The following is a 21,652-nucleotide window of genomic DNA, read 5'->3' on the forward strand; positions in this document are numbered from 1 at the left end:
CCAAACCTTAAATCGTCACCACGACCTAAAGCATGTCGCGCAAAAGTGTGCGGCGGTTTTGCGACAACGACATGCGTAAAAACAAAGACCTAAAGCGCGAGGAGCGAATCTGAAAGATCGCGACGCGCTTTAGAAGAAATCGAAGTCGCCGGCTGCCTTGCTCAACGGCTGGGAATGGCCGTGGCGTGTGGCGCCGCCCAATGCCTTCTGCATCTCCGCCAGCTTGACGAGGCTGAGCGCGGTTGCGACGTCGACTGCCCAGCCGTGCGGGATTTCGCCGGTGATGGTGTCGATGAATTCGGCAAGGCCGCGTGATTTCTGCACGGCCAGATCGATGCCCTGCATGACCTTCATGGCATCCGGCGAATTCAGGATTTCGGCGCCGCCGATTTCGAGAAGCTGCGGCTCGATGCGCTCGATGAGATAGGCGACATCGTGCAGTTCGGACACGATGCGCATCAGGATGTCGCTCAGCGCTTCGATAGGCGCGGGCGGCTCCGTCATCTGGGTAAATGTCATATGAAAATCCTCGCCATCAAAAAAATTCGATACTGGTTTCGACGGGCTTCTGCGGAGCGGCGGGACGCTGCTCGAGAGCGACGGTTCTCTGCGTTTCGGCGCCGGTCAGGGGGTATTGCCGGGCACGACCGGAGACCGGCCAATATTCAAGCTTGCGTCCATGCTCTCCGCCGGTCGAGGAACCGACCACCGGAATGCCTTCATCCCTCAGGAACTGCACGGCGAAGGCCGCGTTCTGCTCACCGACATTGGAGAATGTCGAGATCGTCTTCGCGCCGCCGAAGATCTTTGCCTCCAGCCGGTCGCGCCGGGCGCCCTGCTTCAGGAGACCGTTGATCAGCAGTTCCATCAGATGCACGCCGTACCGCGTGGCATCGCCGCCTGATGTCGGCGACGTCGCCGAACCGGGCAGCAGAAAGTGGTTCATGCCGCCGACACCGGCGACAGGATCTCTGAGGCACGCAGCCACGCACGAACCGAGAATGGTCGAGAGGACCGCATTCGGATCGTTCAGAACCTTGTACTCGCCCTGAATGATATGTACGCGGCGGGCTGCCCCCTCAGTGATCATTTCAGGGCTCCAAACACGGCTTCGATGGCCGCTTTCATCTTCTCGATCGTGAACGGCTTGGCGAGCACGTTGTTGGCGCCGAGCTGGGCCGCCTTCTGCACCAGTGCGCGGTCGCCCTGGGCGGTCAGGATGATGAAGGCCGCTTTCTTGGTGTTGGGGTTGGTGCGCACCGCCTGAAGGAAGCCGATGCCATCCATCTTCGGCATGTTGAAGTCCGAGATCACCAGGTGGTGCGGCTGCTCGGACATGATCTTCATGCCCTGCTCACCGTCGCCGGCCGACGTGATCTGCTTGAAACCGAGCTGCGTCAGCGCGTCGCTGAGCAGCAACCGGCTCGTTACCTGATCGTCGACGATCAGAACTTTGATTTTCTCCGCGATCGACATTTATTCGGTCCCTTCCTTTCGGGCGGCTGTCATTTTCAATATTTCTTCACCGATGGCAGACAGCGGCAGCTGCTGCTCAACGGCGCCAAGTTCATGAGCAACCCTTGGCATTCCGTAAACGACACAGGTTTTTTCGTTCTGGCCGAGCGTTCTGGCGCCGGCGTGGCGCATTTTCAACAATCCGGCGGCGCCATCGCGGCCCATTCCGGTCAAAATCACGCCGACAGCGTTGCGGCCCGCCAGTTCCGCGACCGAATCGAACAGCACGTCCACCGAGGGGCGGTGACCGTTGACCGGCGCGCGGTCAATGAGACGGCAGCACGGTGCCGAGGCACCGCTGACCTGCAGGTGACGCTCGCCGCCGGGCGCCAGATAGATCTTGCCGATTTCGAGTCGGGCGCCGTCGGTCGCTTCCTGCACCACCGGCGCACAGAGGCGGTTCAGCCGTTCGGCGAAGCTTTTGGTGAAGGTGGGCGGCATATGCTGGGTGATGACGGTCGGCGGGCAATTCGCCGGAAATTTCTGCAGTACGGCAATGAGTGCCTCGACGCCGCCGGTCGACGAGCCGATCGCGACGATCTTGCGGCCGACGCGGAAGTCGGCGACCGAGGGTGGGGGCGCGACGGCGGCGGCGGGCTGGGAATACTGGCGTTGCGTGCGCGCGGCGGCCTTGACCTTCTCGGCGAGGTCGCCGAAAGGCCTGAGCTCGCCCGGCGCGGGCTTGCCGACGCAGTCGAACGCGCCGATCTCCAGCGCCGCAAGCGTCGCCTCGGCGCCGCGATGGGTCATCGTGGATACCATGATCACCGGCATCGGACGCAGCGTCATGATCTTTTCGAGGAAATCGAGGCCGTTCATGTTTGGCATCTCGATGTCGAGCGTCAGGACGTCGGGGTTCAGCCGCTTGATCGCCTCGCGCGCTTCCAGAGCGTCGCCGGCCTGGCCGATGACGTTGACCTCGGGATCGGAACTCAAGACGGCGGTGATCAGCCCCCGCATCGTCGGCGAGTCGTCAACAACGAGAACCCTTGCCGGAGCGCTCATGCCTTCCTCCCGAGACCTTTGGCCGTATAGCGATAGGTCGTGATCCCGATATTGTCGAAGACGTGTTTTGCCTCGCCCGAAACACGTTCGGAATGGCCGATATAGAGATGACCACCCTCCGGCAGCAGACCAGCGAAGCGCTGCCAGATCTTCATCTGCGTCGGCTCGTCGAAATAGATGACGACGTTGCGGCAGAAGATGACGTCGAACTTGCCCTTGAACGGCCATTGCGCCATCAGGTTCAGCTCGTTGTAGGTGATCAGCCGCTTCACGCGGTCGTCGACCTGGAACTTCCGGCGGCCCTGCACCTCGACTTCGCTGAACCATTGCTTGCGCATGGCGGGCGATACTGTTTCGAGCGCGCTCTCGTCATAGGCGCCGGCCCGGGCGATCGCGAGGATCTTCGGATCGATGTCGGTTGCCAGGATCTTGAAGTCATAATCCGCGACATTCGGCATCAGCGACAGCACCGTCAGCGCGATCGAATAGGGTTCCTGCCCGTCGGAAGAGGCGGCCGACCAGATGCGCACCCTGCCGCCCGATCTCGCCCGCTGCAGAAGCTCCGGCAGGACATGGTCGCGCAGATGGTCGAAATGATGGTTTTCGCGGAAGAAGCGGGTAAAATTGGTCGTCAGATGCGAGAGCATCTCGCGGCGCGGCGCAGCACCCGCCGGCGAAGCGACGAGGTCGCAATACTCCCGGAAGCCGGACAGGCCGAGATTGCGGATATGCTTCGACAGGCGCGAATAGACGAGCGACGCCTTCGTCTCGTTGAGGAAGATGCCGGCATCCGAATAGATCATCGCGGCGATCTCGGTGAGGTCGCGGCGCGTCAGCGGATATTCTCCGCTCGCCAGGACCTCGTCGGATCCCTGCCTCTGATCTTTTGCGCCCATTACACTCATGCAGCTTCGCTTTCGGTCTCTGGAAAGAGGGATTCGAGTTCGATCAGGCAGATCATGCGCTTCTCGATGGCGAGAACGCCGCGGGCAAATTGACGCTCGAGTTCGGAGGAGATCTCAGGCGTCGGCTGGATGGTTTCTTCGGTCACCGTCAGGATATCGGAAACGGCATCGACCAGCAGGCCGACGACCTTACGCCGGACCTGGGCGACGATGATGACATGACGGGCAGTCGGATCGGCCGGCTTCATGCCGAGCCGGGCCGCAAGATCGATGATCGGCAGCACCGCGCCGCGCAGGTTGATGACACCCAGCATATAGCCAGGCGAATGCGGCATGGCGGTTGCCGGGGTCCAGCCGCGGATTTCGCGAACCGACATGATGTTCACGCAAAATTCCTGATCCCCGATGCGGAACGCGATCAGCTCGCGATCCCCTTCGTTCAGATTTTTTACAGTGTACGACATTCCCTTATCCCACCGCTGCTAACGACATTTCCGCTTTGAGCGACTGGCCGCGCGAGGCACCGACGACCGCGTCGACATCGAGGATGAGAGCGACGCGCCCGTCACCGAGGATGGTGGCGGCGGCAATGCCCGGCACATGGGTGTAGTTCGCTTCCAGGCTCTTGATGACCACCTGGCGCTGACCCTGGATGGCATCGACCATCAGGGCGCGCTGTCCGCCGCCTTCGGATTCCACCAGAAGCGCCACGCCCTCGACCGGATTGGCCTGGGTGGCGCGGAAGTTCAGGATGCGGCCGACATCGACCAGCGGGCAGAAGCTGTTGCGGATCGAGATCAGTCGGTGGTTCGCACCGAAGGAGTGGATCGCGGCCGCTTCCGGCTGCAGGGTTTCGACGATCGCCGTCAATGGCACGACCAGCGTCTGGCCGGCGACGGTGACCACCATGCCGTCGAGGACGGCGAGCGTCAGCGGCAGGCTCATGGTGAAGACCGAGCCGTGACCCGGTTTCGAAGTGATGTTGATGCGGCCGCCGAGCGCCTGGATCGAACGCTTGACGACGTCCATGCCGACGCCGCGGCCGGAGATGTCGGAGATCTTGTCGGCCGTCGAGAAGCCCGGCAGGAAGATCAGGTTGTCGATTTCTTCGTCCGACAGGTTTGAATCGGCCGGGATGAGGTCGTTGTCGATCGCCTTCTGGCGGACCTTCTCGCGGTTGATGCCGGCGCCGTCGTCGGCAAGCTCGATCAGGATGCGTCCCGAACGATGCTTGGCGGTCAGGCGGACCGTGCCTTCGGTATTCTTGCCGGCGGCGGCACGCTTTTCGGGCGTTTCGATGCCGTGGTCGACGGCATTGCGGATCATGTGGGTCAGCGGTTCGGCGAGCTTGTCGATCACCGTCTTGTCGACTTCGGTGTTTTCCCCCTCGGTGATCAGGCGGATCGACTTGCCGGTCATGTCGGCGATTTCGCGGACGATACGCGACATGCGCTGGAAGACCGGCTTTACCGGCTGCGCACGGATGGCCATGACCGAGTCCTGGATCTCTCGGGTGAGCTGCTGCAGCTCCTCGAGGCCCATATTGATCGAGGAGGTGCCGGTCGTGTCGTTCTCGATGACGCTCTGCGACAGCATCGCCTGGTTGATGACCAATTCGCCGACGAGGTTGATGAGGCGGTCGACACGGTCGAGATCGACGCGGATCGTCTGGCCGGCGCCGGCGGCATTGTTCTGGGCGGCGGCACTTGCTGCGGCCGCTGCGGCGGCTGCCGATTCCTTCTTTTCGACGCGGGCGGCGACCATCTGCGTGACGTTGGAGGCGGTCTCGGCGGCGGCAACGGCTGCGGCCGTCTCTTCGGCGCGCGCGTCCGAGGCGGAAAACTCTTCCATTGCGCCCGTTTCGTCCAGGATCGACAGATCGAAGGGAACCGGCACCATCGGCAGTTCGTCGTTGCTGGTCGCGTCAGCCCTTGCTTCTTCGACCGGCTTCACTGTCAGTTCGCAATCCCACTCGGCGAATTCGAAGACAGTGCGGATGGCGTCCTCACCCTTGTCCGTCTTGATCGTGACGTTCCAGAAGAAATAAGCGCCTTCCGGATCGAGTTCCTCGAGGCCCGGCAGGTCATCCGTATTGCAATAGATCGTCATTTCACCCAGGCGCGAGAGATCACGCAGCAGCAGGGTGGCGTCATTGCCCTTGGAATAGAGTTCGTAGCGCGGCTTGAAGATGACTTCATAGGTCGGCATGCCGCCCGCATCGTCTTCGCCGCCAAAATCGTCGAAGGAAAAGGGGACCGGCTGGAAGCCGCTGTCGTCAGTCGGCTTGGGGGTCGGCGCCGGAACGGCCGGAGCAGCCTTTGCGGCGGTCTTCGGCGCAGGCGCCTCGGCTGACGCAGAGGGAGACGGCAATTCGCCGTTGGCCAGCGCCTCGAGCTCCTTGACGAGGCCGCGGCTGCGGCTTTCATCGACGCTGCCGCCGTCGCGCGCAGCATTCGTCAGGTCGGCGAGCACGTCGGCCGACTTCAGCATCACCTTCAGGACGTCCTGATTCGGCTCAAGCTTGTTGGATCGAACGCAATCGAGAGTGGTCTCGAAGACATGGGCGAAGGCGACCAGATCGTCAAGGCCGAAGGCGCCGGCGCCACCCTTGATCGAATGCACGGCACGGAACACCGCATTGACGGTTTCCGGATCGCGATCGCCATCATTCAATTTCAGAAGACCGGATTCCAACTCGGCGAGCTGTTCCTCGCACTCCTGGAAAAAGATCTCTTTGATTTCGTTCATATCCATAGGAGCAAATCCTGGGTTTAAGCGGTTACACGCTCAATGGCATCGATCAGCTTGGCCGGGTCGAAAGGCTTGACGATCCAGCCCGTGGCACCAGCCTGGCGGGCGCGGTTCTTCTTTTCCGCGTCGCTTTCGGTGGTCAGGACCAGGATCGGGATCGCCCGATATTTCTCGTTGCGGCGGACACCTTCGATGAAGCCGAAACCATCGAGGCGCGGCATGTTGATGTCGGTCACGATGACGTCAGGATTGGACTCTTCGAGGATCTCGAGGCCCTCGATGCCGTCTTCCGCCTGGATCGTCTCGAAGCCGGCATTGTTCAGCGTCACGAGAAGCATGTTTCGGATGGTGCGGGAATCATCCACGGTCAGCACTTTTTTCTTCATTGCCGAATCTCCTTGGCAAGCAGGTGGTCAATATTGACGCCAACCAGCTGCATGGTTTTCTGAAATGCGTCGGACACCTTGGAGAAGGTGAACGGCTGCTTGTCCTGCTCCCAGGTCTTCTCGGCGGACATCAGAACCTGGGCGCAAAGAGCACCGATCCGTTCGACGCCGGAAGCGTCTATCGAAAGACCGCTACCCCGGAGAGAGAGGAGTTTATCGCGCAAGGCGGAAGCCTCGTTGAGGTCGAGCACCGCTGTCAAATCCAGCGTCTTGCCACTCTTCTTTGCTGCCATCAGCTTTTCCTTGTCCCCTTGTCCCCGGCCCGAAAAGACGAGCTGAGGTAATCATCCGATAGGTTAGTAAACATTCCGCCCACCTCCGACGCTTGCGAACGCCTGCGGAAGGCCAAAATCGTCATTTTCGTATTCGTCGACGACCGGTGCCGGGCGGGTAGTGCCCTCAAGGGCGCGCGGCGGTGTCACGCGCACCGGCGCCGGGCGACCGGCAGTGGCGTTTTCCCGGGCGATGCGGAATTCGCGAATCGTCTGGCCGAGCTCGAGAATGACGGTGTGGAGGTGGTCGGCGCCTTCGGCCGAGCGCTCCGCAAGGCCGGCGCTATCGGCCACCTCATGACCCAGGCCCTTGACGTCTGATGTCACGCTGTCGAGGCTTGCGGCATGTTCGCCGGTTCGGATGGCGATGCCGGATATGGCGGCGTTGATGTCGGTGACCTGGCGCACGATGCTGCCGATCGAATCCTGTGTGCGGCCGACCATCTGCACGCCGGCATCGACCTGCGCCTTGGTCGTCGTCACCAGGGTCTTGATCTCGCGGGCGGCTTCGGCCGAACGCTGGGCAAGGGCGCGGACTTCCTGGGCGACGACGGCAAAACCGCGGCCGGAATCGCCGGCGCGAGCGGCCTCGATGCCGGCATTCAGCGCCAGAAGATTGGTCTGGAAGGCGATCTCGTCGATCGCACCGATGATCTGGCCGATCTTTTCGGCCGACTGCTCGATATCGGCCATGGCGCTGATCGCGCGGCCGACCACCTCGCCGCTTTCCTCGACGGCGGCGCGCGTCGTGGCGGCCGCCTGTTCGGCAGCGCGGCTGTCGGCGGCGCCATCGCGAACACTGCCGGCGATACCGGCAAGGGCAGCGGCGGAAAGCTGGAGCCGGTCGGCCTGTCCGGAAGCCGTGCCGGCGAACTGCCGCGACAGGCCGGCAAGCGAGCCTGTCGCCGCTTCGGCCTTGACCGTGCGCTCGGTAATAGCGGTGAACTCGGCCTGGAGGCCGTCCAGCGCGCCGTTCAGCGCGACGGCGACGCCGCCATATGCGCCGTCGCCGTCAACCGGCGCGCGGCGCGTCAGGTCGCGTGCGGACAGGCTTTCGATGACATCGCCGAAGATCCTGATGATCTCGGCCTCATTGTCGGCGCGCTGATCGGCAAGCGCGCGGCTCTGGGCGGCGCGCAGCGCATTGAAGCGGAGCGAGACGGCAATTTCCACGTCGACCATGACGATGCGGATGATCGCCGTCATCAGATCGGAGATTTCGCGGGCGCGGCGCTTGGCCGACGGCAACAGCGGACGGCCGGCGATCTCCTCGGCGAGGCCGGAAACGACATGCTCCAGCATGACGCCATGGCCGGCCACGTGCCAGCGCGGGTCGAGGCCCATCTTGCTTTCGGTATCGGAGAGGACCTTGACGCGCTCGGCATAGAGGCTGTCGAACCGCGCATCCGTCAGCACGTCCCAATGCGAGGACTGCAGATCATGCAGGCGCTCGACCTGGCGCTCGCTCTCGAAATTGCGCGAGGCGTCGGGGAATGACTGGAACCTGTGGAAGAGATCCCTGAGGCCTGCCTTCAGATGCGCTTCGAGCGCCGGCCGGTTACGGCGCACCAGCTCGCACTGGTCGCCATCGAGACCGGCAAAGCGCAGGCGGTCACGCAAGCTGCCTGCCTGCGCTCCACGAGCCTGATCTGATGGCATGTCCTGCCTCAACGCCTGTCCCCAACCACTTTCCGGGCGAAGGCCCGGCCAAAAACTTGCGCAGCATCCGTTGAACGCGAAGCGTGGAGACGGTCCTCACCACCGGTTACAACCGGCGGATCGAAACCCCCTGATCAGCTATGTTTCGGAGCTGTCTGAAGAGATGGATACCGGATCAACCCGGTACGGCGGGACGGCGTCATGCCTGGTGGGAACGAGTGCATCTTCCCATTCCGACGTGTACACCAATGTTTATGGTTAATTCCTTGCTTGAAGGTTAATAAGCCTTTCGGAGGACAGGCTTTTGAAGCAATTCAAGACCCTTCGCAGCAAATACTGTTGCGGAGTTGCATGGCTGCTACAAGGCACACGCAAGCTCCGTGTTATATGCCGGTCGATAACCAAGACATGACGTCGACAAGGACAGAGCAATGATTGTTCTCGGATTGGGTGCCTGCTTGATTGCAATGACGCTGCTTGCAGCCGTCGCCCGCCTCGATTCCCTCGCCGCAAACCGCGACATCCGCGCCCTTCGGGTGTTCTAAAACCCATCCTTCCCCGTTGGCAGTCCGGCGCCTTTGGTGTATCGCACTCGCGCCTTTCATGTCAGCGGAACTATCGGTTCATGTCCCCCAGATCTGGTCTCCTCATCGTTCTTGGCTTCACGCTCTGGCGCGTGGTCATGCTCAATTTCGATGCGACGGACCTTTTCGTCGACGAGGCGCAGTATTGGTTCTGGTCGCAAAACCTCGACCTCGGCTATTATTCCAAGCCGCCGATGATTGCGTGGGTGATCCGGGCGATGACCGAGCTTTCCGGCTCCAACGCCATCTATTGGATCAGGCTGCTCGGACCGCTGATCCACATGGCAGCGGCACTGGTATTGATGAAGACGGCAAAACGTTTCGTCGGGCCGGAGATCGAAGGCTGGACGGGCGCCACCTATATCACGCTCCCCGGTGTGGCGCTTTCTTCGGTGTTCTTCTCGACCGACGTGATCCTGCTGTTCTTCATCGCGATCGCCTTGCTTGCCTATTTCGGCTTGACGCAGCGGCGCTCGGTCGGGCTGGCGCTGGTCATGGGCCTTGGCGTCGGCCTCGCCTTCCTGACGAAATATGCCGTGCTGTTCGTCGTTCCGGGCGGCGCGATTGCCCTCCTCCTCATTCCGGCGGCGCGCATCGCCATTCGCGATTTCATCATCGCGGTCGCGGTCGCGGCGGTCGTCGCCCTGCCGAACCTCTGGTGGAACCTGCAGCACGACAACACGACGGTGCGGCATACGCAGGACATCGCCCATTGGAGCGAACTTGGCATCAATCTCCGTCGCGGGCTTGAATTCTTCGCCGCCCAATTCGGCGTCGTCGGGCCGATCATCTTCTTTGCGATGCTCTGGGCGGTCTATCGCATGATCAAGGGTAGGAGCGACGATCGCGAGAAGATGCTGGTCTGGCTGTCGATGCCGGTGGTGGTTCTCATCACGCTGCAGGCAACGGTCGCCAAGGCCTATGCCAACTGGGCGGTGACTGCCTATGTCGCAGGCACCATCCTTGCCGTCTGGCTGCTTTACCGGATGTGGCCGAAGGGGATCAGGCTGTCGCTGACCATCAACGGCATTGCCAGCCTGCTCTTTCCGCTGGCGACGATCTTTCCGCATCAGCTGCTGCTGCCGAACGGCGACGCGCTGATGAAGCGCTATCTCGGCCGCGCCGAGGTCAGCCGCGAGGCCGCCGCGCTCGCAGCGCAAGCCGGCACCGATATCATCGTCACCGACAATCGCGATATGGTCGCCGATCTTTTCTATACGCTCCGCGATGCATCCTACAGGATCTACGCGCGGGCGCCCGCCGGCCTTCCGGAAAGCTATTACGAGCAGGAATTCGCTCTGCCCGCAGACATCAGCGGCAAGGTGCTTTTCTTGACGGACGGGGCCTTCACCTGCGCCACCGAGACGCCGGAAGTGCTGAAGAGCTGGCAGCCGACGGAGGGCAATTACAAGGGCAAGACGCTTTCCATCTACAAGGTCTCTGCCACCTGCCTGGCGCCCTGAGCGTGTTCAGCCTGCCCGACGACAGCGCCAAACCTCTTTTCAGAGGTGCGGCGCGGTAACACTTTGAATGGCTGCATCATTTTATGCAGTGGGCAGGCAGAGGCCGGTGCCCGTCCCTTCGATCTCCACGAATTTGACGCCGCCTTTCTCGAAGGCGAGGCGCAGCTGCGCCTCCGTCGCGCGATGGATGTCGTGGTGCCGGCCTTCGTAATCGCGGATGGTGCTGCGCGAGACGGCGGCCTTTTCGGCAAGGTCCGTCTGGGTCCAGTCCAGCAGGCCGCGCGCCGCGCGGCAGAGAGCGGGAGTGAGAGTTGTTTCCCTTGCGCCTTGACCCATGATTTCAAATTGCCCATATTGGTCGATATAGACCATATATGTCATATTACGAACAGGATTTCCAGAGCGGGAGACAAAGATGCCACACGATAGGCCCTTGATTTCGACAATCGTCGGCGGCCTCGTGCTGGCTTTCATCTTCGGCGCCTTCGCCCATCGGCTGCAGATGCCGCCGCTCGTCGGTTATCTGATCGCCGGCGTGCTCGTGGGGCCACATACGCCGGGTTATGTGGCGGATCAGAGCCTTGCGCCGCAGCTTGCCGAAATCGGCGTCATCCTGCTGATGTTCGGCGTCGGGCTGCATTTCTCCCTGAAAGACCTGCTGTCGGTGCGCGGCATCGCCGTGCCCGGCGCGATCGTGCAGATCGCTTTCGCGACATTGCTCGGCTGGGGGCTCGGCGCCTTCATGGGCTGGCCGACCGGCGGCAGCCTGGTCTTCGGCCTGGCGCTTTCGGTCGCCTCCACCGTTGTGCTGTTGAAAGCGCTGCAGGAGCGGCGCTTGGTCGAAACCGAGCGCGGCAGGATCGCTGTCGGCTGGCTGATCGTCGAGGATCTCGCCATGGTGCTGGCGCTGGTGCTGATCCCGGCCGCAGCCAGCATCGGCGGTGAGGGTCACGCTCCTGTCGAGCCGCTCTCGGCCGCGCTGAGCCGCCTGTTCGGCCTCGATCTCGGCATCGGTGGCATGATCGCCATGACGCTGGTGAAGGTGGCATTGTTCGTGGCGCTGATGCTGGTTTTCGGCCGCAAGCTCATTCCCTGGACGATGCACCGCATCGCCCATACCGGTTCGCGCGAACTCTTCCGGCTCGGCGTGCTGGCGATCGCGCTCGGCGTCGCCTTCGGCGCGGCGAAGCTCTTCGGCGTGTCGCTGGCGCTCGGCGCCTTCTTTGCCGGCATGGTGCTTGCCGAAAGCGAACTCAGCCATCGCGCCGCGCAGGAAAGCCTGCCGCTGCGCGACGCCTTTGCCGTGCTGTTCTTCGTCTCGGTCGGCATGCTGTTCGATCCGAACATCCTGATCGACAAGCCGCTGCCGATCCTCGCCACCATCTTCATCATCGTCATCGGCAAGTCCGTCGCCGCCTTCCTGATCGTGCTCGCCTTCAAGAAGCCGCTCGGCACGGCGCTGACGATTTCGGCAAGCCTCGGCCAGATCGGCGAATTCTCCTTCATCCTCGCCGCCCTCGGCGTCGAACTCGGGCTGCTGCCGGAGGAGGGCCGCGATCTGATCCTTGCCGGCGCCATCATCTCGATCATCCTCAATCCGCTGCTGTTCTTCCTCTGCGACCGCATGCGGCCGCTGCTGGATGGTGCAAAGCGCGAAGACGTCGTGGCAGACCCTGCTCCCGCTGCGGATGCGATAGCAGCGCAGGAGGAGATACCGCCCGAAGACGACGAGGTGCACCCGACCGCCCTCAGCGGCCACGCCATTCTCGTCGGCTACGGGCGGGTTGGCAGCATCGTCGGACAGAATCTCAAGTCGTCAGCCACACCTTTTCTCGTCATCGAGGACTCCGACAAGCGCATCGGCGAACTGAAAGCGCAGGGCATCGAAACTCTGGCGGGCAATGCGGTGATGCGGGAAACGCTCGACCTTGCCAATCTCTCTGGCGCCCGCAGCATTGCCATCGCCATCCCGAACGCCTTCGAAGCCTGCCGCATCGCCGAGCAGGCGCGCAGCGTCAATCCATCTATCCTCATCGTCGCCCGCGCCCATTCCGACGCCGAGGTCGATGAGCTGAAGCAATATGGCGCCGACACAGTCATCATGGGCGAGCGTGAAATCGCGCTGGGCATGGTTGACCGGCTCGCCCAAGTGCATCATGAGAGTGTGCCCTATGAAGACGGGCATGGGCCTGATACAATTATGCCGACGGATGACCCTCCGCCGGAAAGAGAATGAGAGATTGGCGCGCTTTTGAGCCGATACGGGAGTGACATCGCCGGGACGGAGAAGATGGAGCTGGACCAGCGCCGTCTGACGAGCCGTATCGCCGCTTCCCTCCTCGTCGCCGTCCTTGCCTATCTCGGCCTGCTTTTTGGCGGCAATCTGGTGATCTCGCCGGCCGCCGTCAATACGCTTTCCTCTTCCGATCGGGATTCGCAGCCGCCGCAGCTGACTGCGCGCGATGCCGTGCGCGGGCTGCTTGCTACTGAACGCAAGCTTGCGCCGAAGCAGGCGGCGCATGACGCCGGACCGCTTGCCCTTGCCGCCGCCCCGGCTGTCGATTTTTCCGGCTGGACCACGGCCGCCCCTTTTCCGGCATTTGAAGCGTCGCTTCATGCCGCAGTCTCCAGGACCCATCAGCCGCGCGCACCGCCGGTCGCTGCCTGACGCTCGCGCCGATCGGCGCTTCCGACCATTGACGACATGCCGCCAGCGCCCGAGCGCCGGCCCTCGATATCAAGGAATACAACATGCGTACTTCACGATGGCTGGTGGTCACCTACACGGTGATCATCCTAATCGGCCTATTGATCGCCCTGCCGAACGTCCTACCGCAATCCGTCCTCCAGCGCCTGCCGGCCTGGCTGCCGCATGAGCAGGTGTCGCTCGGCCTCGACCTTCGCGGCGGTTCGCACCTCGTTCTGGAAGTCGACGAAGCCGACCTTACCAAGGAGCGGCTGCAATCGCTGCTTCAGGACGCGCGCCGCGTGCTGCGCGAAAAGGGCATCCAGCCGAGAGCCGTGGTCCGCAGCCAGAACCAGATCGTCGTGACGCTCGCCGATGCCTCACAGAGCGATGCTGCCGTCACCGAACTCAAGACGCTTGCCAACCCGATCAGCACCGGCCTCAGCGCCGGCCAGGCGGATCTTGATGTCACGGCGAACGGAGCGACCATCACTGTCGGCTTCTCGCGGGCCGGCATCTCCGCCAATGTCGACAACGCCGTCCAGCAGAGCCTTGAAGTCATTCGCCAGCGTGTCGACCAGGTCGGCGTATCCGAGCCGACCATTCAGCGCATCGGAGCCAACCGCGTGCTCGTCCAGCTTCCGGGCGCGCAGGATCCGTCGCGCCTGCGCGAACTTCTCGGCTCCACCGCCAAGATGTCGTTCCATATGCTGGCGCCGAACAATGCGCCCGGACCCGGCGTGACCATGCTGAAGGACGATGAGGGCAGGTCCTATCCGGTTCTCGACCGCGTCGAAATCTCCGGCGACCGCCTTTCGGATGCCCGCGTCAGCTTCGATCCGAATACGCGCGAGCCGATCGTCAGCTTCCGCTTCGACAGCGCCGGCGCCACCCGCTTTGCCGAGATCACCCGCCAGAACGTCGGCAATCCCTTCGCCATCGTCCTCGACAACAAGGTGCTGAGCGCGCCCGTCATCCGCGAGCCGATCACCGGCGGTTCCGGCCAGATCTCCGGCAGTTTCTCGGCCGATAGCGCCACGACGCTGGCCGCCATGCTGCGCGCCGGCGCCCTGCCCGCCAAGCTGACGGTCATCGAAGAGCGCACCGTCGGCGCTGACCTCGGCGCCGACGCCATCAAGATGGGCATTTATTCCGGCATAGTCGGTTTTGCCCTCGTCGCCATCTTCATCTTCGTTCTCTATGGCTCCTGGGGCTTTCTGGCGAATATCGCGCTGTTGATCCACACGATCCTGACCTTATCGGCGCTAACGCTGGTTGGTGCGACGCTGACGCTGCCGGGCATTGCCGGTGTCGTTCTCGGTATCGGCCTTGCGGTCGACGCCAACGTTCTCATCAACGAGCGCATCCGCGAAGAAACGCGCAAGGGCAAGAGCGCCTTCGCCGCCATCGACACCGGCTTCCGCCGTGCCTATTCGACCATTATCGACGGCAACATGACGGCCCTGATCGCTGCGGCCATCCTGTTCTTTTTCGGCTCCGGACCGGTTCGCGGCTTTGCCGTGACCATGGCGCTCGGCCTGATCATCTCGATGTTCACATCGGTTGCCTTCGTGCGTGTGGCGATGATCGAGATCACCCGCCGCAGCAAGCTCAAGGTGCTGAACATCCGGCCGTTGATCCCGTTCAGCCCCTATGACAAGCACATCCAGTTCATGAAGGCGCGCTTCTTCGGCATCACCGTTTCGGCGCTGCTGTCGATCGCCTCCGTGGTGCTGTTCATCTATCCCGGCCTCAATTACGGCGTCGACTTCCGCGGCGGCATTCAGATGTCGGTCAAGACGAAAGACGCGGCCGATCTTTCGAAATTCCGCGAGGGTCTCGATAGTCTCGGCCTTGGCGAAATCACGCTGCAGACCTTCGGCGACAACAACAGCATTCTCGTTCGAGCTCAGCGGCAGGAAGGCGGCGAAGAGGCGCAAACGGCGGCGGTGACCAAGCTGAAGGCCGAAGTGGTCAAGATCGACCCGGGCGCCACCGTCGAAGGCACCGACGTCATCGGTCCGAAGGTTAGCGGCGAGCTTGCCTGGGCCGGCATCCTGTCGGTGGTGATTGCAAGCTTCGCGATGCTGCTCTACATCTGGGCGCGGTTCGAATGGCCATTTGCCGTCGGCGCCATCGTCACACTGGTGCTCGACGTCACCAAGGCGATCGGCTTCTTCGCGATCACCGGCCTCGACTTCAACCTGACAGCGATCGCCGCCATCCTGACGCTCGTCGGCTACTCGGTGAACGACAAAGTCGTCGTCTATGACCGCATGCGCGAAAACATGCGGCTCTATAAGTCGATGCCGCTGCGCGAGATCATCGACAAGTCGATCAACGAGACCTTGGCGCGAAGCCTTTACACCAATGCGACGGCCTTCCTCGCGCTGGTGCCTATGGCGATCTGGGGCGGTAGTGCTGTCTCGAGCTTCGCGATCCCGATGGTCTTCGGCATTCTCGTGGCCGGCGCCTCGTCGATCTTCATCGCGGCACCCATCCTGCTCTTCCTCGGCGACTGGCGCCGCCGCCATGCCAAGGCCGCACCGGCAACCGATGAGGCAGTCGAGATCATTCCGCCGGAACAGGGTCGCCCGCGCAAATCCGCGAGCTAAAATCCCGTTAACGCATCCTTGATAGGGCGCCGGTTGCAGAGCCGGCGCCCTCTTTCTATTGTCGGCTACTGCATTATTTGCCATTTCAAGGAGTTACAGCGTTCCTTCGCGCGTCCGAAAAGATGCGCGGCGCTGTAAAAGATCGGGGAAACCACCAGATGTCATCTTACCCGACGAAACCCACTTTTGCCGGAGACAGCGAGGAGCGCATCAAGCGTTTTCTCGCGACCGCTTCGCACGACCTGCAATCGCCGCTTCGCCATATCGCCATGTATGCCGAGCTACTGCTCGACGATCTCGAGGAGACGCTCGACGGTGAACAGCTTCAGAGCCTGCGGATGATCATGGAAAAGGCGCAGACGGCGCAGCGCCTCACCAAGGCATTGATGAGCCTTGCCGGTGGCACACCCCAGGTGACGCCTGAAGAGGTCGATCTGCAAGCGCTCGCCGAAAATGTCTGGGGCGAACTGACCGACGAGACGGCGGTCGGCGAGGCGACGCTCGAAAGCAACGGCCTGCCCTCCATCCGGACCGACCCTGCCCTCTTTGGTCTGGTGCTGCGGCACTTGTTGACCAATGCCCTCATGTATCGCAGCGAAGCGGCGCCGCATGTGGCCATTGCCGCAGAGCGCGAGGGAACGGACTGGTTCATCCGGATTTCCGACAACGGGGCGGGCATCGATCCCGCCTATCGGGAGCAGATATTCGAGCCTTTCTGGAAATTGCCGAAGCCGGGAACGGTCCAGGGCGCCGGTCTCGGGTTGACCACGGCGCGGGAGTTTCTGACGGCGCTCGGCGGCGATATCAGCCTCGAACATTCGGATGAAAGCGGCAGCCGCTTCATCATCCGCCTTCCGATTGCCTGAGACTGGAGCAACTCCAGCAAAAGTGTGCAGCGGTTTTGCGTCCGGAATTGCGAAAATACAAAGACTAAAGCGCGACAAGCGAATCCGAAAGATCGCGACGCGCTTTAGATGCTGTAATCGTCCTTCCAGAAATCCGGGACGTCATAGGTCACATATTCGCGGATGATGTGCTGCAGTGCCTGGGCATCGATTTCGTCCTTGCCGATGCGGAAATCGACGCCGTAATCCGGGAATTCCTGGAAATAGCCGCCCGATATATCGCTCGAGACGACGCCGATCGGACCGGTGTAACCGATGCCGCGCAGCTCCGGCACCGTGTCGCGGAAATCGGCATTGGGCAAAAGGCGATTGTCGAGCAGGATGAGATCGAAGCGCGCCGAGCGGATCTTTTCCAGCGCGTCACCGATCGATTGCGAATATTCAACCTCGACAGCCGGCTCGGAGAGATCGGCGATCTTCTTCTTGAGCGCGCGGAATTCGATGAATTCGTCGTCGACAAAGAGGACCTTTACGGCATTTCTTCGGCTCGTTTCGGTGATCATCGTCTCATTTCCCCAATCCGAAACCATCTTCACGAAACCAAACCATTCCTCAAGGCGATCGCCACCATATGAACGCGGTTCACAGCGTCAAGTTTGCGCGCGGCCGCGGTGATGTGCGAATTGACCGTATGTTCGGAAAGACCGAGAATGATCGCGATTTCCGCCGACGTCTTGCCTTCGCTCGTCCATTTGACAATTTCCGATTCGCGCTGGGTCAGCCGTCCGGACATTTCCGGCGTCAGGATTTCCTCGTAGAGCTTGTCGAAAATACGCATGGCGTCGAGAAGCATGTCGGCGATCTCACTCTGATCCGGCTCCTGGCGCTCGCCGCTGAGGACGAGGCAATATCGCCGCCCTTCCGGCGTGAACAGCGGGATGAAGAGAAAGACGCCGCTCAGGAACTCGTTGAAAACAAGATCGGACGGATAATCTGCCGGCTGTGCGTTCCGGCCATGGACCGGCGTTGCCAGGAACTGGGCAGTCTTTGCCCGAACGGTGCCCAGCGCTTCCTTCAACGTCGTGATGAAAAGGCCGACACGCCGCTCGGCAACATTGGTGATGACGATATCGCGTTCGCCGAAAGGAGCCGAAGCCTCGGAAATGCGGGCAAGCGCGAAATTGTCGAAGTTGTAATGCTGCGCCGCCGATTTCAGCAGACGGAAAAAATCGGTGCGGTTGATCGCCCGGCTCAGCTCCGGTCCGGCATGAAAGGGAATTGCCTGGGCATTGTTCATTCCCACTCTTCCTCTCCTCCCGCCAATGCCTCTAATCCCGAAATCTTGGGATATACGTCTTAAACGCGAAGAGCTACAAAAATTGCGAGACAGGTTGATGAGAGATATCGAAAACGGGGACTTTCGATATGTAAGGCGGAAATCATCAATTATCTCAACTAAAGGTGATGCACGGGCAGATTTTACTGAGGGGCAGTAGTTCTTACCTGGGTATCGTATTCTTCCTGCATTCAACATCCATGAATGCGAGAAGGCAGTGCCAGACGTAAGCGCGAGAGAGCCGATAGACCCATTCAGCTAAGGGGTTGGCTGATGTTCGTGGCGGCGAACGCGGGTTGATCGGTTCTCTCAGCGCTTATTTTGCGTTCCATATTCTTCGCTTCGGTTGCATCTTGTGATGCGTCCTCGCCCTTGTCAATTGCGGTTTGTCATATGGTTGGGACGAATGAGGAGGAACAGGTCATGCGGCTTTCGCCGTTTTCTACATCTCAAGATTGAGAATGACCGTGGCAAGGTCAAGTGGCTTTTCCAGATAGACATCGGCGCCCGCATCGAGTGAGCGCGCGCGGTCCTCGGCAGCATCCGATCCGCTGCAGATAGCAAGCCGCATCGCCTTGAAACGATCATCCAGGCGCAACCGAGTGATCAGGCCGATGCCGCTATCGAGCGGCATGTAGAGATCGGCGACCAGCAGATCAGGCGAGGTCTTGCCTTCCGCCGCGCGCGTCTCCAGTGCCTCCAGCGCCATTTCGGCGGTCGAAAAACAGAATAGATCGACGTCTATCTGCTGCTTTTTGCTCATATAGTCGACATAGAAGAGGTCATCCTTGCTGTCGTCGACATAAAATAGGGTGGTCATCTAGCACCGTGATTTGGATATTGTTCGAATGAACCTCGCTGTCCTTCGACATCACGATACCGCGGTTCCACTAAAATTCGATATACCTCATCGCGGATCATTTCGCAAAAAGCGCGGCACCGCCCTGCCTTTGCCTATTGAGTATTCCTCGATTTCGGAAAAGATGGCCGCGCAAACTGAGGGAGGACACACGGGTGCGGGATCAGGGCAACGTGGACCTGCAGGACCAGCCAAGACGGCACTACCGAGCCTTTGCGATTGCCGTCGGCTGCCTGATGTTCCTTCTCGGCGTGACGGCGCTTACCGGCTGGCTGCTGCAGGTCGAGATTGTCATTTCGCTGGTTCCCGGCTTTCCGTCGATGGCCTTCAATACCGCGCTCTGCTTCGTGCTTTCCGGCGTAGGGCTTGCCGCTTCGACACTCGCCGCCCGCCGTTTTCGAGCAACGGCGGCGATCATGGCAGGGCTTGCGGCGGCGATCGCCGCGGCCCGGCTCGTGGAAATCGTCATGATCGGGCGGAGTTTTCACAATGTCGACGTGTTGATCTCGCGCTTCCTGGTTTCGCCGGATTTCATCACTGAGATCGGCGGTGGCATGGGGCCGAACACGGCGCTGGTCTTCCTGATCGCCAACCTTTCGCTGCTGCTCTCGCTCCAGGTGGAGAGGTCGAGAAGCCAGGTGGTACAGGAATTGACGAGCTATGTCGTTATCACGCTCGGCATGATCGCACTGGCCAGCTATGTCACTGATGCCGAACAGGGCTACCGCTGGGGGCCCTATGCGGCGATGGCGCTGCATACGGCGGTCGGCATGGTGATCTTCGGCTCCGGGCTTCTCGCCCGCTCCTGGTGGATGCAGCCGGCAAACCGGGCGCAGATCCCACTCTGGATCCCGGCTGCGGTCTGCTTCACCGGCCTTCTCGTCGATCTCTATACGCCGCTGGGTGTCGCCAACGGCATTCTCTATGTACCGCTGGTGCTGACGGCGCTCTGGTTCGGCAACAGAAATGCGCCGCTTTTTTTTGCCTTTGCCTGCACCGTGCTGTTGATGCTCGGCTTCTTCGCCGTCAAGCACGACGAGGCAACATTCTGGCAGGAGATCGCCAACCGCACTATTACGGCTGCCACGCTTTGGCTGATCGCGCTCCTCGTCTTCTATTTCATGCGCAACAATTATAACCTCGAAAGCGAGCGCGTCCGCTTCGGCGCGTTGGTGCGCGGCACGCCTGATGCCGTCATCGTCATCGACGAGCGTGGAACGATCAGGAATTTCAATCCGGCGGCTGAAAGCATGTTCGGCTACTCCCCGCAGGAGACGATCGGCAAAAACATCAAGATGCTGATGCCCGAACCCTACCATTCCGAGCACGACGGCTATCTCGCCCATTACCGACAGACTGGCGAGGAGCGCATCATCGGCACGACACGCATGGTCTCCGGGCGACGCAAGAACGGCATCGTCTTTCCAATCGATGTTTCCATCAGCGCCGTCGTCACCGGCCATACGAAGACCTTTGTCGGTATCGTGCGCGACATCAGCGAGCGCGTCCGGCAGGAAGAACGGATGAAAACGACGCTTTCCCAGCTCGAAGCCTATACGGCCGAGCTCGAGCGCAGCAACCACGACCTCGATGAATTCGCCTATATCGCCTCGCATGATCTCAAGGAACCGCTGCGCGGCCTGCACAACCACTCCCGCTTCCTGTTGGAGGATTATGAAGACAAGCTCGATGCGGACGGCGTGCGCCGGCTGAACCGGCTCGTGCGTCTCAGCCAGCGCATGGAGAAGCTCGTCAACGAACTTCTTTATTTTTCCCGGCTCGGACGTCAGCAGCTGGCGGTCAAACGCACCGATATCGGCCTGATCGTCAAGGATGTCGTCGCGACGATGGAGTTGCTGCTGGAGGAACGGCACGCCAAGGTCATCATCGACGGCCGGCTGCCGGAGGTGGTCTGCGATGCGCCGCGGCTGACCGAAGTGTTCCGCAATCTCATTACCAACGCAATCAAATATAACGACAAGCCGGCTCCGCTCGTCTCGATCGGCTATCTTGACCGGTTCGTCGGCAAGGACGGCACGGTTGCCCGCAACGTGTTTTTCGTTAAGGATAACGGCAAGGGTATCCCGCAGGAATTCCACGAGGATATTTTCCGCATTTTCAAACGGCTGGAAAAGTCGCAGGATTCCGACGACGGGACCGGAGCAGGCCTCACCTTCGTTCGCAAGATCATCGCGCGGCACAATGGCGATATCTGGCTGGAATCCGAGGTCGGCACCGGCACGACATTCTACTTCACTCTGGGAAAAAAGCGCGAGGGGCAGAATGCAGCAGCGTGATACGCAACCGATCCTGATCGTCGAGGACAGCGAAGACGATTTCGAAGCGACGATGCGCGCCTTCAAGCGCACCAACCTGCGCAACTCGATCCGCTGGGCGGCCTCCGGTCAGGAAGCGCTCGACATGCTCGCCGAGATGGCGCCGAAACCGGGGCTGATCCTGCTCGACCTCAACATGCCGGGTCTTGACGGCCGCAAGACGCTGGAGGCGATCAAGTCGAACGCCGGCTTGCGCAAGATCCCGGTGGTGATCCTCACGACCTCCGACGACGAACGTGACATCGAAGGCTGCTATGCGCTCGGCGCCAATACCTATGTGCAGAAGCCGGTGGATCTCGACGGGCTCTTCGCTGCGATCCAGCGGCTGAAGGAATACTGGTTCGAAATCGCGATCCTGCCGCTCGAGGACTGACA

Annotated in this window: 21 protein-coding genes; 7 read left to right on the forward strand and 14 right to left on the reverse strand. The window is 61.4% G+C overall.

What is annotated here, in order from left to right; genetic code table 11:
* Positions 1–129: 129 nt before the first annotated feature.
* The 10 genes from cheT to V8P77_RS28790 form a co-directional block, all read right to left on the reverse strand.
* Positions 130–519, reverse strand: a complete 390-nt coding sequence (cheT, locus tag V8P77_RS28745; RefSeq protein ID WP_335915485.1) for a chemotaxis protein CheT — start codon at positions 517–519, stop codon at positions 130–132.
* Positions 520–535: 16 nt separating this feature from the next.
* Positions 536–1,090, reverse strand: coding sequence for a chemoreceptor glutamine deamidase CheD (gene cheD, locus V8P77_RS28750; RefSeq protein ID WP_003545509.1), 555 nt, complete (start codon positions 1,088–1,090; stop codon positions 536–538).
* Entirely contained in the window at positions 1,087–1,476 is a 390-nt protein-coding gene (locus tag V8P77_RS28755) for a response regulator (RefSeq protein ID WP_062942457.1), read from the reverse strand. Before V8P77_RS28755 ends, cheD begins: the two co-directional genes overlap by 4 nt.
* Entirely contained in the window at positions 1,477–2,520 is a 1,044-nt protein-coding gene (gene cheB, locus V8P77_RS28760) for a protein-glutamate O-methylesterase CheB (protein WP_335915489.1), read from the reverse strand.
* Complete coding sequence (cheR, locus tag V8P77_RS28765; RefSeq protein WP_018072553.1) at positions 2,517–3,425, reverse strand: protein-glutamate O-methyltransferase CheR; 909 nt, start codon at positions 3,423–3,425, stop codon at positions 2,517–2,519. The genes cheB and cheR overlap by 4 nt, the downstream gene beginning before the upstream one ends.
* A complete protein-coding gene (locus V8P77_RS28770; protein ID WP_335915490.1) occupies positions 3,422–3,889 on the reverse strand; it encodes a chemotaxis protein CheW in 468 nt (155 codons plus the stop codon). The genes cheR and V8P77_RS28770 overlap by 4 nt, the downstream gene beginning before the upstream one ends.
* Positions 3,890–3,893: 4 nt before the next feature.
* Positions 3,894–6,179, reverse strand: a complete 2,286-nt coding sequence (locus tag V8P77_RS28775) for a chemotaxis protein CheA (RefSeq protein ID WP_335915491.1) — start codon at positions 6,177–6,179, stop codon at positions 3,894–3,896.
* Between the two features lie 17 nt (positions 6,180–6,196).
* Positions 6,197–6,562 carry a chemotaxis response regulator CheY1 gene (gene cheY1, locus V8P77_RS28780; protein ID WP_017958972.1) on the reverse strand — a complete coding sequence of 122 codons (366 nt, stop codon included), beginning with the start codon at positions 6,560–6,562 and terminating at the stop codon, positions 6,197–6,199.
* Complete coding sequence (locus tag V8P77_RS28785; RefSeq protein WP_003545491.1) at positions 6,559–6,855, reverse strand: STAS domain-containing protein; 297 nt, start codon at positions 6,853–6,855, stop codon at positions 6,559–6,561. Before V8P77_RS28785 ends, cheY1 begins: the two co-directional genes overlap by 4 nt.
* 63 nt (positions 6,856–6,918) lie before the next feature.
* Positions 6,919–8,553: a globin-coupled sensor protein gene (locus V8P77_RS28790; protein ID WP_335915497.1), complete on the reverse strand. Its 1,635-nt coding sequence runs from the start codon at positions 8,551–8,553 to the stop codon at positions 6,919–6,921.
* Positions 8,554–9,178: 625 nt separating this feature from the next.
* On the opposite strand from V8P77_RS28790, the gene V8P77_RS28795 reads away from it, so the two are divergent.
* Positions 9,179–10,600 (forward strand): ArnT family glycosyltransferase, encoded by a 1,422-nt coding sequence (locus tag V8P77_RS28795; protein ID WP_335915499.1) that lies wholly within the window; start codon positions 9,179–9,181, stop codon positions 10,598–10,600.
* 81 nt (positions 10,601–10,681) lie between these two features.
* On the opposite strand, the gene V8P77_RS28800 is transcribed toward V8P77_RS28795, so the two are convergent.
* A complete protein-coding gene (locus V8P77_RS28800; RefSeq protein WP_335915501.1) occupies positions 10,682–10,981 on the reverse strand; it encodes a helix-turn-helix transcriptional regulator in 300 nt (99 codons plus the stop codon).
* Between the two features lie 34 nt (positions 10,982–11,015).
* On the opposite strand from V8P77_RS28800, the gene ybaL reads away from it, so the two are divergent.
* The 4 genes from ybaL to V8P77_RS28820 all read left to right on the forward strand — a co-directional run bounded on the left by ybaL (position 11,016) and on the right by V8P77_RS28820 (position 16,767).
* Positions 11,016–12,836, forward strand: a complete 1,821-nt coding sequence (gene ybaL, locus V8P77_RS28805) for a YbaL family putative K(+) efflux transporter (RefSeq protein WP_335915502.1) — start codon at positions 11,016–11,018, stop codon at positions 12,834–12,836.
* A 54-nt stretch (positions 12,837–12,890) separates the two neighbouring features.
* Positions 12,891–13,268, forward strand: a complete 378-nt coding sequence (locus V8P77_RS28810; protein ID WP_335915504.1) for a hypothetical protein — start codon at positions 12,891–12,893, stop codon at positions 13,266–13,268.
* An 83-nt stretch (positions 13,269–13,351) separates the two neighbouring features.
* The gene (gene secD, locus V8P77_RS28815; protein ID WP_335915505.1) at positions 13,352–15,901 is read left to right on the forward strand and encodes a protein translocase subunit SecD; all 2,550 of its coding nucleotides are present in this window, start codon (positions 13,352–13,354) and stop codon (positions 15,899–15,901) included.
* A gap of 158 nt (positions 15,902–16,059) precedes the next feature.
* Entirely contained in the window at positions 16,060–16,767 is a 708-nt protein-coding gene (locus tag V8P77_RS28820) for a sensor histidine kinase (RefSeq protein WP_335915506.1), read from the forward strand.
* Between the two features lie 104 nt (positions 16,768–16,871).
* Here V8P77_RS28820 and V8P77_RS28825 read toward each other — a convergent pair whose 3' ends face one another.
* The 3 genes from V8P77_RS28825 to V8P77_RS28835 all read right to left on the reverse strand — a co-directional run bounded on the left by V8P77_RS28825 (position 16,872) and on the right by V8P77_RS28835 (position 18,902).
* Positions 16,872–17,309 carry a response regulator gene (locus tag V8P77_RS28825; protein WP_335915507.1) on the reverse strand — a complete coding sequence of 146 codons (438 nt, stop codon included), beginning with the start codon at positions 17,307–17,309 and terminating at the stop codon, positions 16,872–16,874.
* Positions 17,310–17,338: 29 nt separating this feature from the next.
* The gene (locus V8P77_RS28830) at positions 17,339–18,043 is read right to left on the reverse strand and encodes a response regulator transcription factor (protein ID WP_168264629.1); all 705 of its coding nucleotides are present in this window, start codon (positions 18,041–18,043) and stop codon (positions 17,339–17,341) included.
* A gap of 481 nt (positions 18,044–18,524) precedes the next feature.
* Entirely contained in the window at positions 18,525–18,902 is a 378-nt protein-coding gene (locus V8P77_RS28835) for a response regulator (RefSeq protein WP_025393133.1), read from the reverse strand.
* Between the two features lie 194 nt (positions 18,903–19,096).
* Here V8P77_RS28835 and V8P77_RS28840 point away from each other — a divergent pair, with 194 nt between their 5' ends.
* Together V8P77_RS28840 and V8P77_RS28845 are read left to right on the forward strand one after the other, a co-directional pair.
* Positions 19,097–21,238, forward strand: a complete 2,142-nt coding sequence (locus tag V8P77_RS28840; protein WP_335915510.1) for a sensor histidine kinase — start codon at positions 19,097–19,099, stop codon at positions 21,236–21,238.
* Complete coding sequence (locus V8P77_RS28845) at positions 21,225–21,650, forward strand: response regulator (protein ID WP_335915511.1); 426 nt, start codon at positions 21,225–21,227, stop codon at positions 21,648–21,650. The genes V8P77_RS28840 and V8P77_RS28845 overlap by 14 nt, the downstream gene beginning before the upstream one ends.
* Positions 21,651–21,652: the final 2 nt, after the last annotated feature.

This window comes from Rhizobium aouanii, assembly GCF_037002925.1.
Lineage (GTDB): Bacteria > Pseudomonadota > Alphaproteobacteria > Rhizobiales > Rhizobiaceae > Rhizobium > Rhizobium aouanii.